At 60.3% G+C, this 13994-nt stretch carries 10 protein-coding genes; 6 read left to right on the top strand and 4 right to left on the bottom strand.

The genetic code is table 11. The annotated features are described in order from the left end of the window. The first annotated feature begins 410 nt into the window (after positions 1–410). From ACOYW1_RS29095 to ACOYW1_RS29070, 6 genes are all read left to right on the top strand, one after another. Positions 411–1823 (top strand): sigma-54-dependent transcriptional regulator, encoded by a 1413-nt coding sequence (locus ACOYW1_RS29095; protein WP_482420720.1) that lies wholly within the window; start codon positions 411–413, stop codon positions 1821–1823. A gap of 296 nt (positions 1824–2119) precedes the next feature. Beyond that, on the top strand, positions 2120–3487 hold the full coding sequence (locus ACOYW1_RS29090; RefSeq protein WP_482420719.1) for an acyclic terpene utilization AtuA family protein: 1368 nt from the start codon (positions 2120–2122) through the stop codon (positions 3485–3487). Beyond that, a complete protein-coding gene (locus ACOYW1_RS29085) occupies positions 3484–3801 on the top strand; it encodes a DUF4387 domain-containing protein (RefSeq protein ID WP_482420718.1) in 318 nt (105 codons plus the stop codon). The genes ACOYW1_RS29090 and ACOYW1_RS29085 overlap by 4 nt, the downstream gene beginning before the upstream one ends. 458 nt (positions 3802–4259) lie before the next feature. Continuing rightward, positions 4260–5054, top strand: coding sequence for an ABC transporter substrate-binding protein (locus tag ACOYW1_RS29080; protein ID WP_482420717.1), 795 nt, complete (start codon positions 4260–4262; stop codon positions 5052–5054). Then, positions 5006–6457, top strand: coding sequence for an ATP-binding protein (locus ACOYW1_RS29075; protein ID WP_482420716.1), 1452 nt, complete (start codon positions 5006–5008; stop codon positions 6455–6457). Before ACOYW1_RS29080 ends, ACOYW1_RS29075 begins: the two co-directional genes overlap by 49 nt. Before the next feature lie 277 nt (positions 6458–6734). Beyond that, the gene (locus ACOYW1_RS29070; RefSeq protein WP_482420715.1) at positions 6735–7769 is read left to right on the top strand and encodes a KamA family radical SAM protein; all 1035 of its coding nucleotides are present in this window, start codon (positions 6735–6737) and stop codon (positions 7767–7769) included. Between the two features lie 273 nt (positions 7770–8042). Here the strand turns inward: ACOYW1_RS29070 and ACOYW1_RS29065 are convergent, their stop codons facing one another. From ACOYW1_RS29065 to ACOYW1_RS29050, 4 genes are all read right to left on the bottom strand, one after another. Beyond that, entirely contained in the window at positions 8043–8555 is a 513-nt protein-coding gene (locus ACOYW1_RS29065) for a hypothetical protein (RefSeq protein WP_482420714.1), read from the bottom strand. Between the two features lie 107 nt (positions 8556–8662). Beyond that, the gene (locus ACOYW1_RS29060; RefSeq protein ID WP_482420713.1) at positions 8663–9694 is read right to left on the bottom strand and encodes an efflux RND transporter permease subunit; all 1032 of its coding nucleotides are present in this window, start codon (positions 9692–9694) and stop codon (positions 8663–8665) included. Then, on the bottom strand, positions 9678–12134 hold the full coding sequence (locus ACOYW1_RS29055) for an efflux RND transporter permease subunit (RefSeq protein WP_482420712.1): 2457 nt from the start codon (positions 12132–12134) through the stop codon (positions 9678–9680). The genes ACOYW1_RS29060 and ACOYW1_RS29055 overlap by 17 nt, the downstream gene beginning before the upstream one ends. A 390-nt stretch (positions 12135–12524) precedes the next feature. Next, positions 12525–13985, bottom strand: coding sequence for an efflux RND transporter periplasmic adaptor subunit (locus tag ACOYW1_RS29050; RefSeq protein ID WP_482420711.1), 1461 nt, complete (start codon positions 13983–13985; stop codon positions 12525–12527). Between the last annotated feature and the right edge of the window lie 9 nt (positions 13986–13994).

The raw sequence follows: 13994 nt of genomic DNA, 5'->3' as shown, positions 1-13994 counted from the left end.
GATCGGTGTATTCCCATCACCAATCTAACGGCTAACATGAGATGGTGTATGATTATCTTACGGCCGAGCCCTTAACCGTCCTGCCGGAGTTATCCCGGTCAACGTCAATCGATGTCTCCAGAGCAATAATAAGGGCCTCTCCTGCAAAAACGGTTGCCACATGTCACACATCACGCGAATGCCCCGAGAACAGTCGTAAAATGAACACCTCCATGCATTCGCAACAGGGTTTCAAGGTGCCCCCACCTTGCCGCCGGAGGCACCTGAATCGCTTTATTTTTTTCATCAGGCCTTCATGCGCTTTTGAGGCACAACCGCGTTGACAACAAACACGGGCGTTTCGTATGGTCGGGATGAGTCTTGTTGGTTTGGGCGGAAAAGGCCCTTTCTTTGGCATGTTTGAGGTGTGTATGGCCCGAGTACTGATTATCGATGACGACGAAACCCTTTGTTACTCCCTTTCCAGGGTGGTGCGCTCCGCCGATCATGAGGCCCTGACGGCCCAGACCCTGCACGAGGGGCTGGCCCTTGCAGAGACAGGGGATGTGGACGCGGTGTTCCTGGACGTGCGCCTGCCCGACGGCAACGGCCTGGAGGCCTTGCCGACCCTGCAGAAGGCCCCATCCGCCCCGGAGGTGATTATTCTCACGGGCCTGGGAGACCCGGACGGCGCCGAGCTTGCCATGATCAACGGAGCCTGGGACTACATCGAAAAAACCGCCTCGAAAAAAGAGATCACCCTCACCCTTGCCCGGGCCTTGCAATACCGCCGGGAAAAGGTCTCGGCCATGGAGCGCAATCCGGTGGTGGCCCTGAACCGCGAGGGCATCGTGGGGGAGAGCCCTGTGATGAACGACTGCTTTGACCTGGTGGCACGGGCCGCGGCCAGCGACGCCAGTGTCCTCATCACCGGGGAGACCGGCACCGGCAAGGAGCTCTTTGCCCGGGCCGTCCACGCCAACAGCCTGCGGCAGGACGCGCCCTTTGTCATCGTGGATTGTGCCTCCATTCCCGAATCCCTGGTGGAAAGCCTCCTCGGCCACGTCAAGGGCGCCTTTACCGGGGCGGACCGGGACCGCGTCGGCCTCATCGCCCAGGCCCACAACGGCACCCTCTTTCTCGACGAGGTGGGGGAGCTGCCCATGTCTCTGCAGAAAGCCTTTCTGAGGGTCCTGCAGGAGCACACCATCCGGCCGGTGGGAAGCCGGGAAATGGTGACAAGCCATTTTCGGCTGGTCTGCGCCACCAACAGGGACTTGGAGGCCATGGTCAAGGAGGGCACCTTCCGCAAGGACCTCCTCTACCGCATCCACGCCTTCTCCCTGGAGTTGCCCCCCTTGCGCCAACGGGTACGCCGCCAGATCGCCTCCTACCACATCGCCCGGTTCTGCAAAGAGACGGGGCGGGACCAGAAAGGGGTCTCCTCGGACTTCTTCGACGTCCTGGAAAAGCACAGCTGGCCGGGCAACGTCCGGGAGCTGGTGAATGTCCTGGACCAAGCCCTCATCTCCTCCCGCCATGAGCCCACCCTCTTTCCCAAGCACCTGCCCATGAAACTCAGGGCCCGGGTGGCACGGGCGCGGGTCAGCCATGGCGACCACCCATCCGATGCCCAAGGCCCGGAGGTAACCCCGCATTACGACCCCGAGGCCATGCCTCCCCTCCAGGCCTATCGGGACCTCGTCTGCGCCGAAGCCGAAGCCCGCTATCTCAAAGACCTCATGGCAGGCAGCGGCGGCAACGTGAAAAAAGCCTGCGCCACGGCAGGCCTCTCCCAGTCCCGCCTCTACGCCCTGCTCAAACGGCACGACATCTCCCACTGATGCCCATCCCCATTCCTGCCCCGCAAGAAAAATGCCTGCGGGGCAGGAGAATCTCAGGCTTCCCCTCGTCCCACGCCCAACCCCATTTCCGGCACAAACCTCATCCATTTCAACATATTGCACCCTGACATCCCGATTTGGTACGGCTGTTGCTATTTCTCTTGGGCAACGATGTCTTTGGATGCGCCTCCTGGCCCCAGGATGCCGCCCGATCATAAGACCGGCCCGATCGCGCCGCCCCACCAGCGCCCCCGGACTCCGGCCGTACGCACCATCAAGAGAAAGGATCATGCAGGATGCAAGAACTCAGGGTGTTGTCACCAACCGCCATACTGGGATACGGATTCCCCATGGCCTCCTTTGAGGAGGGCATGAAGCGAAAACCCCATGTGATTGCCGTGGATGCCGGTTCCACGGACCCCGGGCCCTACTATCTGGGCGCGGGCATCTCCTTTACCGATGCCACGGCTGTCAAGCGCGACCTGGCCGTCATGATCGAGGCAGCCATGAAGGCAGGCATCCCCGTCATCGTGGGAACGGCCGGAGGCGCGGGCGGAGAGCCCCATCTCGCCGAGGTGGTGGAGATCGTCCAGGCCATCGCCCGGGAAAAAGAGCTGACCTTTCCCATGGCCGTGATCCACGCGGAAATCGACAAAGAGACCGTGGCCCGCAAGATGGCCGAGGGCAAGGTGAGCCCCCTGCACCCCGCCCCCGAACTCACCGGCGAGGAGCTGGACCGCACCGAACGCGTCGTGGGCCAGATGGGCCTGGAGCCCATGATCACGGCCCTGGACAACGGAGCCCAGGTAATCATCGCAGGGCGCGCCTACGACCCCACGGTCTTTGCCGCATTGGCCGTCAAAGAGGGCTTTGATACGGGTCTGGCCCTTCACATGGGCAAGATCCTGGAATGCGCGGCCATCGCCGCCACCCCGGGCAGCGGCAGCGACTGCATGTTCGGGTACCTGGCCAAAGACCACTTTCGCCTGGAACCCCTCAACCCCATCCGAAAATGCACCACCCTTTCGGTGGCCGCCCACACCCTCTACGAAAAGACCGACCCCTATCACCTGCCCGGCCCCGGCGGCCTCATCGACCTGTCCGAGACCACCTTCGAACAGGTCACCGACAGCATGGTCAAGGTCTCGGGCTCCCGGTTCGTGCCCTCAAAGGCTTACACCATCAAACTGGAAGGGGCCAAGCGGGTGGGCTACCGCACGGTCTCCATCGCAGGCACCCGGGACAGCATCATGATATCCCAGATCGACACCATCATCGAAGAGGTCAAAGAGCGGGTCAGAGACAACTTCTCCGAGGCGGGTTTCACCTACCACCTGGACTTCAAAATCTACGGCAAAAACGGGGTCATGGGCAGCCTGGAGCCATGCACGGACATCCCCGGCCACGAGATCGGCATTGTCATCGAGGCCGTGGCCGATACCCAGAAGATCGCCAACACCATCTGCGGGTTCGCCCGCTCCACCATGCTTCACTACGGATACAAGGGCCGCATCTCCACGGCGGGCAACCTGGCCTTTCCCTACTCGCCCTCGGACTTCAAAGCCGGTGAAGTCTTTGCCTTCAGCCTCTACCACATCGTGGAGGTGGACCCCCATGAACTGTTTCCCATCGACTACGTAACGGTTGGAGAGGAGCGCCCATGAAAACCACACTCAAAGAGATTGCCGACGTCATCAGAAGCAAAAACGCCGGCCCCTACGAACTGACCTTCGATATCATCTTCAAAACCCAGGAAGACTTTGAAGCGGCCTGCTCCAAAAAAATCATCAACGAAGAGGTCATGGCCGGGCTCTACCGCATCCCGGTCTCCGACGTCATCAACATCATCGAGTTCAAACCCGCCAAAGCCATCAAAGCCACCATCGTAAGACCCATGGCCTCCGGGGAACTCGGAGAAACCGACGTCTACGGCGCCCAACAACACGCCCCCCTGGTGGACCTGGTGGTGACACTGTAATCGGCAGAAAACCGATTGAAAACCTGCCTCCGGCGGCCCTGCCGGGGGCCAAACTTTTAAAAAGTTTGACAAACAGGCCTTAAATCGCCATTTCCTGGCGCCGCAAAAACAATCACGATATTTGCGCACCCGTGCGTCGTTGTAATCGCCCGAAGGGCGATCACAGCGACGCACGGATGCATTAGGAAAGTTTTTTGCGGAGCTTTTTTTTAAAAAAGCGACCCGCCGGAGGCAACTGAATTTTTACATGCGTTGGCCCTGACCTGGAACGGCCCCTCGGTTGACGCCTGCGGGGCATTTATCATAGGAAAAAGAGTGCGTGCCGGTTTGGGACGCTCAGGACATAAGGGGGTTCCATGGTGTGCAGGTGGGTACTGTTTTTCTGGTGTATTGGGGTCTGTGTTGCGCCGTTACGCGCTGCCGGGGCCTCGGAGGGGAAAGACGTTCGGGACGTATTGGTGCTCAACTCGTACAGCCCCGGGTATGTGTGGTCGGACTGGAAGACCAAGGGCATCCGAAAGGTGCTGGATGCTGAGGGCAGCTCGGTCCGTCTCAGCTTTGAGTACATGGACACCAAGCGGTACAAGCCGTCGGAGATCTTCGACACCCTCAAGAAGGTCTACCGGCTCAAGTACGCGTCGGTCTCCTTTGACGTGATCATCGCCTCGGACAACAACGCCCTGGATTTTCTGCTCCTGTACCGGGCCGCCCTTTTCCCCGGGGTTCCGGTGGTGTTCTGCGGGGTCAACGACTTTTCCAGGGCCATGCTTAAGGGCCAGACCGGCTACACGGGCATTGCCGAGGACTACGACCTCAAGGGGACCCTGGACCTTGCCCTGGCCATCCACCCGGAGACCACCCATGTGGCTTATATCTCCGGGGGCGGCACCTCCAGCCACATCATCCGTGATCAGTTCGAGAGCCTCATCCCCGGCTACGCATCCAGGGTTGAGTTCATCCGCCTCTCCATGATGTCTCCCGACGACCTGAAAAAAGCCCTGGCGGACCTGCCCGAGCATACCGTCATCCTCTACCTCTCTTACTACGTCACGCCCGACGGCACCCGGTTCACCGTGGCCGAGGGCCTCTCCCTTATTTTCGAAGCAGCCAGAAAGCCCATCTACGGTATCTGGGACTACACCCTGGGCAACGGGGCCTTGGGGGGGCCGGGTGCCGCCAGGAGCAGGCCTCGGAGGCCGCGCGCATGGCCCTCAAGGTGCTTGACGGCATCCCGGTGGATGACCTCCCGGTGATGCGGGAAAGCTTCCTGGACCCTATTTTCGACTACACCATGCTTGATTACTTCGACATCTCCATGGGGCGACTCCCCGAGGGAAGCGTGGTGATCAACGAACCGGTGACGGTCTACTACCGCTACAAATACGTCATCTGGGCCACGGTTCTTTTTCTCATCTATCAATCAGTGACCATCGTGGTCCTCATGCGCATCATCGCCCGCAGGAAACGTGCGGAGGAGAGGGAAAAGGCGCTGGAGGCCCAGCTTCGCCAGGCCCACAAGATGGAAGCCATGGGCACCTTTGCCGGGGGCATCGCCCATGACTTCAACAACATTTTAGGCGGCATCGCCACCTGCACGGAGCTTGCCGCAGACGAGGTGGAGGACAAAAGCCCGGTGCAGGAAGACTTGTCCCAGGTCCTCAAGGCCGTCAACCGGGGAAAAAGCCTGGTTCGCCAGATCCTCACCTTCAGCCAGAACAAGGACCGGGAGATGCAGCCCGTGCAGATGCGCCTCATCCTCATGGAGTGCACGCAGCTGCTGAAAAGCTCCATCCCCTCCACCATCGACGTGCGGCTCAACGTCCAGGCAGAGGCCGGGTTTGTGCTGGCCGACCCCACCCAGATCCACCAGGTGATCATGAACCTGTGCACCAACGCCAGTCACGCCGTGGCCAACCAGAAGGGGTGCATCGAGATCTCCCTGGAGGCCGTGGAGCTGGACCGCAAAGCCTCCCTGCGCCACCCGGACCTCCACAAGGGACGGTACTCCCGTCTCACCGTGCGGGACAACGGCCAGGGCATCGCCCCCGAAAACATGGAACGCATCTTCGACCCCTTTTTCAGCACCCGCAAAGAGAGCGGGGGCACGGGCCTTGGCCTCTCCATGTCCCACGGCATCATCAAGAACCACGGCGGGGCCATCACCGTGGCAAGCCATCCGGGCCGGGGAACCATCTTCTCGGTGTTCATCCCCTGTGCCCACGGGATAGCAACCGTCCCCGGGGAGACCACCGCCGCCCCCAACGTTCACACCCAGGGCACGGTGATGCTGGTGGACGACGATGAGCAGATGCTCTACGGCACGGAAAAACTCCTTACCCGCATGGGCTACGAGGTGGCGGCCTTCTCCGGAAGCCTGGAGGCCCTCAAGGCCTTTCGCACCGACCCCATGCGCTACGACCTGGTCTTCACCGATCACATGATGCCATTTTTAAACGGAATAGAACTCGCTGCAGAGCTCCTGACCCTGCGCAGCGATATCCCCGTGGTGCTCTGCACGGGCTACCAGGACGAGCTCCAGGCCCTCACCCCGGACGTCCTGGAACAAAACGGTATCTCAGAGGTCCTCTCAAAACCCTTCAAACGACGGGAGCTGGAAACAATCCTTCCGGGCCTTTGCAAGGCCAACTCATTGTGACAATTCAGTTTGCCTCCGGCGGGTCGCTTTTTGAAAAAAGCTCCGCAAAAACTTTCCGGTAATCAAGGCGCTTATCTCCAACCCCGCAGGGGCTGGAGATAAGCGCCTTGAAAGAAAAGGGGGCTATACCCTGCAGGGACGCATCCTCAAAAAACAAAACCTGTTTATCAAACTTTTCAAAAGTTTGGCCCCCGGCAGGGCCGCCGGAGGCTAAAATCTAAATGCGCTATCCTTTCGGCCTCTGTGCCTCACATCACAACTGTGATAAAAGGCCCTTATGAACTGGAAAGAGATGCTCGACAAATCGGTGGTATCGGCAAAAGAACTGGCCGATGTCCTGGGAGAGGAGACGGACGAAGTCGCCCGTGTGGCCGGGGTTTACCCCATGCGTATTAACCCGTACTGGCTGAAACTCATGAAAAAACCCGGGGACCCGTTGTGGCGACAGGCCGTGCCCTGCGCCGACGAGCTTTCGGACTCCCCCTTGCTGGAGGACCCCTTGTGCGAGGAGAAGGATTCTCCGGTTTTCGGCCTGACCCACCGCTACCCGGACCGGGTCATCTTTCTCGTCTCCAACCGATGCGCCCTCTACTGCCGCCACTGCATGCGAAAACGAAAGGTGGGCAAGCACCAGGGCGCGGTGACGAACGCCACCATCGAAGCGGGCCTGGCCTACATTGAACAGACCCCTGCGGTGCGAGACGTCATCGTCACGGGCGGGGATCCCCTGCTCCTGGAAGACGCAAAAATCGACGCCATCTTAAAACGCCTCTCCGCCATACCCCACGTGGAGATGATCCGCATCCACACCCGGGTGCCCTCAACCCTTCCCATGCGCATCACCGAAGAGCTCTGTGCCGTGCTTTCCCAATATGAAAAGCTCTGGATCAACACCCATTTCAACCACCCGTCAGAGTTCACCCCCGAAGCAGAAAAGGCGCTCAGGCTCTTGAACCGAACCGGAGCGCCCCTGGGCTGCCAGACCGTGCTTTTAAAAGGCGTCAACGACGCCCCCGAAACCATGGCCGAGCTCATGCGCAAGCTCACCAAAAACCGGGTGCGACCCTACTACATCCACCACGGAGACGCCGTCAAAGGCACCGGTCACTTCCGCACCTCCATCGAAACCGGCCTGGCCGTGGTCAACGGCCTGCGCGGCCACCTCTCGGGCCTTTGTGTGCCCGCCTACGTCATCGACCTGCCCGGCGGCGGGGGCAAGGTGCCCCTGCTCCCCGACTCCATCCTGGCCAGGGACGAAAAAAGCCTCACCGTGAAAGGCTACGACGGCAAAACCTACACCTACCCACTTTAAGCAGGGGCTACAGCCCCTGCACCCCAGGTTCGGGAATGCTCTTTCGCCTTCGTTCCTCAGGCTCATCACATTCCCTGACGGGCTTCGCCCGTGTTGACTATGACTTCCGAGGCTTCACCAAAATAATATCGCACCCGCGCTTCGTTTAAATTGCCCCGAAGGGCGATCAAACGAAGCGCGGATGCATTCGAAAAGTTTTTTGCGGAGCTTTTTTTCAAAAAAGCGACCCGCCGGAGGCAAATTGAATCGTTATCCCTTCGCCTCCTTTGCCCGTTACTTTGTCATGTGCGTAAACGAGTCCTTCACCACCTTGTCGCCGGCTTTGACCTTCACCTTCAGGGTGTAGGTCCCACTCTGTTTCATCTCCACATCCGCGCCGTGTCCACCGCCCATGGCCATGGCCATGGTTTTGACCTCTTTGCCAGCGGGGTCGGTGATGACGAATCCGACCTTGGCGTCATGGACCATGACCCCGTTTTTCCCTTTCACATCCAGCATCAGATGGTGGGAAGCCACCTTGCCGGACATGGACTCCATGCCCTCCATATCCTTCATGCGCTGGTGCATGTCGATAAGGCGGTAGGTAAGTGTCAAGTCGTCAACGGTATGGGTGCGGATAACCTCCCCCATACCCATGTCATGGCCCTTCATGTCCATGGAATGATCCATGTGCATCTTATCTCCGTGATCCGAAGATCCGTGCTCATGTCCACCGGCCGAGGCCAGGGAAAAAAGTCCCAGGGTCAACAGAGCCAGCAGGCTCAAGATCAATGCGTGTCGTTTCATGAATTACGTTTCCTTCTATCTGTGTTGGTTGTTACCTGTCGGCCCCGTGGCACCTTTGCCCGGGACCGACCTTTAAACTCTTCAGGCGCCGGGACGTTGGCCCCGGGTCATTTGCGAACCTGTATCTCCCTGGCCTTGATCCCGTAATAGATGGCCGGGATGATGATGAGGGTCAGCACGGTGGAGGAGACAAGCCCGCCCACCATGGGAGCTGCAATGCGCTTCATGATCTGGGCGCCGGTGGCGCTGCCCCACATAACCGGCAGCAGGCCGATGAGGGTGGTGGCAACGGTCATGAGCTTTGGCCGAACCCGCTCCACGGCCCCTTCGATGACAGCCCCGTAGAGATCGGCAGGGGTGTTCATCTTCCCTTCGGCAAGGCGCCTGGTGTAGACCTCATTTAAGTAGACAAGCATCACCACCCCGGTCTCTGCGGCAAGACCTGCCAGGGCGATAAAGCCCACCACAACAGCCACCGAGAGGTTGTAGCCCAAAAGGTAGATGAGCCAGATCCCGCCGGTAAGGGCAAAGGGGAGGCTTGCCATGACCACGGCGGCCTCGGTGAGGCTTCCAAAGTGGAGGTAGAGAAGCACAAAGATGATCACCAGGGTGGCCGGCACGATGAGCATCAGGGATTGCCTGGCTTTTTCCATGTACTCGAACTGACCGGACCAGACGATGGAGTACCCAGGAGGCAGGGTCACGTGGCTGCTCACCACCTCCTTGGCCTTCTTCACATAGGTGCCCACGTCCATGCCCTTCAGGTCCACGTAGACCCAGGCGGTTCGCCGGGCGTTTTCGCTCTTGATGCCTGCCGGACCGTCTTTAAAGGAGAGGGTGGCAAGCTGGGCCAGGGGCACGTGGGCGCCTGACGGGGTGGGCACCAGAACCCGGCCCAGGCTCTCCAGATCGCTGCGGTACTCACGGCTGTAGCGCAGGTTCACGGGATAGCGCTCCAGGCCTTCAACGGTCCAGGTGATGTTGAGCCCGCCGATGGCGGTCATGATCACCTCCTGCACGTCGTCCACGGAGAGGCCGTAACGCACGATGTGGTCCCGGTTGATGTCGATATCCAGATATTTTCCCCCTGTGACCCGCTCGGAGTAGACAGACAGGGTCCCCTCAAGGGGCCGAAGCACCAGCCTCCGCCCGGGCCCCCAGCTCTGAGAGGGTCTCCAGGTCCGTGCCCATGATCTTGACCCCCACCGGGGTCTTGATGCCCGTGGAGAGCATATCGATGCGGGTTTTGATGGGCATGGTCCAGGCGTTGGTGAGCCCGGGGAACTTCACGGCCTGGTTCAGCTCGTCGGCCAGCTCCTCCATGGTCAGGTAGCGCTCTTCGGGGAAAACCCAGCCAAGGGGCGTTTTCAAGAAACCGGGCCAGCCTGAAAAAAACCGGGGCACAGGCCGCTTGCGCCACTCATGGAGGATTTTTCCTTTTTTCTCCTTGGGAAACACCAGGGAGAGAGGGCGAGCCAGCCACCCCGGCCAGCCGTCGTAAAACCGGTCCACCACCAGGGTCTCGTACTCCACCTTTGGCCGCAGCACGATGGTGGTCTCAATCATGGACAAGGGAGCCGGGTCCGTGGACGTCTCGGCACGGCCCACCTTTCCCAGGGTGTGGCGCACTTCGGGAAAGCGCTGGATGATCTTGTCGGTCTGCTGCAGAAGCTCCCGGGCCTTGGTCACCGAAATGCCCGGCAGGGTCGTGGGCATGTAGAGCAAATCTCCCTCGTTCAAGGGAGGCATGAACTCACTGCCCAGCCGGGAGGCTGGCACATAGGTGGCGGCAATCACAAGGGTGGCAACGATGATGGTCAGCTTACGATGGGCAAGCACGCCATGGATTACCGGCCGATAGAGGCGAATAAGAACGCGGCTCAAGGGGTTCTCTTTTTCGCTGAGGATCCTCTGGGGCAGCGCCACCATCACCACGAGAACACCCGCCACCAGGGCGACCCAGAAGCTCCAGGAGGGCATCGGAACGCCAAAGGAGCGGGCGACCAGCACCCCCACAGGGGGCAGCACGCCAGCCAGGCTGTAAATAAGGCGACGACGCCCTTTTGGCTGGTCATCGGCGATCCCTTTTTCCCTGACAAAAAAGGTCATGAGCACCGGGATCACCGTCACCGCAAGGACCGAAGAAGCAGCCATGGCAAAGGTTTTGGTATATGCCAGGGGGCGGAACATGCGCCCCGACTGCTCTTCCAGGGTAAAGACCGGCAGAAAGGAGACGGTGATGATCAAGAGGCTGTAGAACAGGGCCGGGCCCACCTCCCGGGAGGCATCGATGATGATCTGACGGTAGAGCGTGCCGCTCCGCTCCATGTGCTTGTGGGCGTTCTCCACCAGCACCACCGAGGCGTCCACCATCACCCCGATGGCAATGGCGATGCCCCCCAGGCTCATGATGTTGGCGTTGATGCCCAGGGCATACATGACCGTAAAGGAGATGAGAATCCCCACGGGCAGGGTGAAGATGGCCACAAAGGCGGACCGGAAGTGCAGGAGAAAGATCACGCAGATCAGGGCCACCACGGCCATCTCTTCCACCAGCTTCACCGTAAGGGTGGAGACGGCCCGTTCAATGAGGCCGGAGCGGTCATAACCCATCTCAATGGTCACCCCTTCGGGCAAGCCCGCTTCCAGTTCCATGAGGCGGGTCTTCACCCGTTCGATGGTGGCCAGGGCGTTCTCACCGTAGCGCATCACCACGATGCCCCCCACCACCTCACCTTCACCGTTCCACTCCAGAACCCCGCGCCGCAACTCTGGGCCGATCTTTACCCGGGCCACGTGCTTCAACAGGATCGGCGTGCCTTTTTCATCCACGCCCAGGGAGACCTTCTCCAGATCCTCCACCGAAGAGAGGTAGCCCAGGCCCCGCACCATGAACTCCGTCTCAGCCATCTCCACCAGGCGCCCTCCCACGTCGGTGTTGGACCGTTCAATGGCCTTGCGTATCTGGCCGATGGTCAGGTTGTAGGCATTCAGCCGCGAAGGGTCCACCTCCACCTGGTACTGCTTCACAAACCCACCGATGCTGGCCACCTCGGATACGCCGGGCACCGCTGTGAGTTCATAACGCAGGTACCAGTCCTGGATGCTGCGGAGCTGCTGGTTGTCCAGGGTGCCCGAAGCATCTTTAAGCACGTACTCGTACACCCACCCCACGCCCGTGGCATCCGGCCCCAGGCCCGGGGTCACCCCGTCGGGGAGGCGCCCGGCCACCACGTTGAGATACTCCAGCACCCGGGAGCGGGCCCAGTAGATGTCCGTGCCGTCTTCAAAAATGATGTAGACAAAGGAGAGCCCGAAAAAGGAGTAACCCCGCACCGACTTGGCATAGGGCACGCTCAGCATGGCCGTGGTCAGGGGATAGGTCACCTGGTCCTCCACCACCTGGGGCGCCTGGCCGGGCACGTCCGTGTAAACAATCACCTGCACATCGGACAGGTCGGGAATGGCGTCCAGCGGCATCCGGGACATGGCAAGGAGCCCCGCCGCCACCGCAAACAACGTGGCAAGAATCACCAGGAACCGGTTCCGCACAGACCATATAATCAGTTTTTCAATCATCGTTTTTCGCCTTGATCAGAAAAAAATCGCTAAAAAACGCCTCCGGCGGCAAGGGGCTGAGCCCCTTGACCCCAGGGTCGCGAATGCTCCCGGCCTTCGTTCCTCAGGCCGATCACATTCGCTGACGGGCTGTGCCCGTGCTAAACACCGAGGGCAAGGTGCAATAAACGGAATCAAGATATCTTTCGTTCCCAGGCTCCGCCTGGGAATGATCTTTGGAGGCTCTGCCTCCACGCTTAAAATTGCTTCGCCCTTGTCGAAAAATGAGAAAATGCAAAAATTCCACACCACCCATCACGGGCGAAGCCCGTCAGTAAATGTGACGTCCCTGAGGAACGAAGGGACGGAGCATTTACGAACCTGGGGTGCAGGGGATTTATCCCCTGCGTCTTACATATCCTCAAAAAAATCATCTTCTTTGGAATCCATCGACCTGGCCTCGGGTGCCGGCGGGTTGACGGCCTCCATCATCTTGGCCACGGCTTCTTTGAGCTGGGATTCCGAGTCCAGGAGGAACTGGCCGGAGACCACCACCTGGTCCCCGGGGGCAACCCCTTGCAGCACATGGAGGCGCCCGTCATCCAGGGTCACGCCGGTGAGGACGTCCCGGGGGGTGTAGCGCCCCTTTCCGGTACGCACGAACACCGTCTCTTTGCTGCCGGAGCGCAAGACGGCCTCGGAGGGAATCACCACCCCTGTGTCGCCGGTGCCGGTTTCGATGGTGACGTTGGCGTACATATCGGGCTTTAAAAAGGCGTCCTCGTTGTCAAACTCCATGCGCACGGTGATATCGCGGGTCTTGCCCTCCATAAATGGATAGACAAAGGCCACCTTGCCCGTCCGGCTCTCCCCGGGGCTGAAGGGAAGCACCATGGAGGCCTGCTGACCGGCCCTAACCCTCGCCACTTCGTACTCGTAGACATGGGCCTCCACCCAGACCCTGGAGAGGTCCGAGACGGTGAACAAGGTGGTACCCGCCTCGAAATACCTGCCTTCCACGGCCCGTTTGTCCACCACCACCCCGTTATAGGGAGAGGTGATTGTCACGGTGTCCAGGGCCCGCCCCCGCTTCTCCGCCCGACGAATCTCGGACGGGGCCATGGCATAATTGAGGAGCTTTCGCTTTGCCGAGGCCAGGAGCCTCTCGTTGTAACCGCTTCCCGGACCACCCAGCCGCTGCCGGGCGTGGAGGTACTCCTCCTGGGCGGCGATGAGCTCCGGGGAGTAGACCGTGAACAACGGGTCGCCCTTTTTCACATTCTGGCCTTCAAAATTGGCGTGGAGGGTCTGGATCCAGCCGGAAAACCGGGGGCTGATATCGTAGGTCCGGGTCTCGTCCCAGGTGACGTGGCCCCAGGTATGAACGCTGCGGGCCAGTCGGGCGCGCTCCGCAGCCTGGATGCGCACCCCCATGTTCTGCTCCACCACCGGGTCGATGCGAATTTCCACCCCGCCCACCAGTTCATCCTCGTACACGGGAACCAGATCCATGCCCATGGCGCTTTTGCCGGGGGCATCATATATCTCGGCAGGATTCATGGGGGCCCGCCAATAGGCCACCACCCTCTCTTTGTCCTGGGCCAGGGCAGGTGCCTCCACCGCTTTCGGGATCAGGGCCATGCCGCACACCGGGCAGTCCCCGGGTTCATCCAGCACAATGAAAGGATGCATGCTGCAGGTCCACAACTCGGCTTCGGTCTCATGGACATGATCCCCGTGGACCACAGGAGTCGACCCGGCCCCCTTCTGTCCCGGTCTCTGCAGGAACAGAACCCCCACGGCCAAAACCACAAGAGCCACAACAAGCCCCATGCCCCAGGGCCACCTCGTAAAACGTATGTTCCGTATCATCTGTTTCTC

This window comes from Desulfoluna sp. CYM3A, assembly GCF_056829965.1.
The sequence above is the reverse complement of the archived record's forward strand: the minus strand, read 5'-3'. Positions and strand labels throughout refer to the sequence as shown.

Coding starts and splice junctions, on each gene's coding strand:
- ACOYW1_RS29075 (WP_482420716.1), top strand. CDS start 5,006: ATGGCCCTCAAGGTGCTTGACGGCATCCCGGTGGATGACCTCCCGGTG.
- ACOYW1_RS29055 (WP_482420712.1), bottom strand. CDS start 12,134: ATGATTGAAAAACTGATTATATGGTCTGTGCGGAACCGGTTCCTGGTG.
- ACOYW1_RS29050 (WP_482420711.1), bottom strand. CDS start 13,985: ATGATACGGAACATACGTTTTACGAGGTGGCCCTGGGGCATGGGGCTT.
- ACOYW1_RS29090 (WP_482420719.1), top strand. CDS start 2,120: ATGCAAGAACTCAGGGTGTTGTCACCAACCGCCATACTGGGATACGGA.
- ACOYW1_RS29085 (WP_482420718.1), top strand. CDS start 3,484: ATGAAAACCACACTCAAAGAGATTGCCGACGTCATCAGAAGCAAAAAC.
- ACOYW1_RS29095 (WP_482420720.1), top strand. CDS start 411: ATGGCCCGAGTACTGATTATCGATGACGACGAAACCCTTTGTTACTCC.
- ACOYW1_RS29070 (WP_482420715.1), top strand. CDS start 6,735: ATGAACTGGAAAGAGATGCTCGACAAATCGGTGGTATCGGCAAAAGAA.
- ACOYW1_RS29065 (WP_482420714.1), bottom strand. CDS start 8,555: ATGAAACGACACGCATTGATCTTGAGCCTGCTGGCTCTGTTGACCCTG.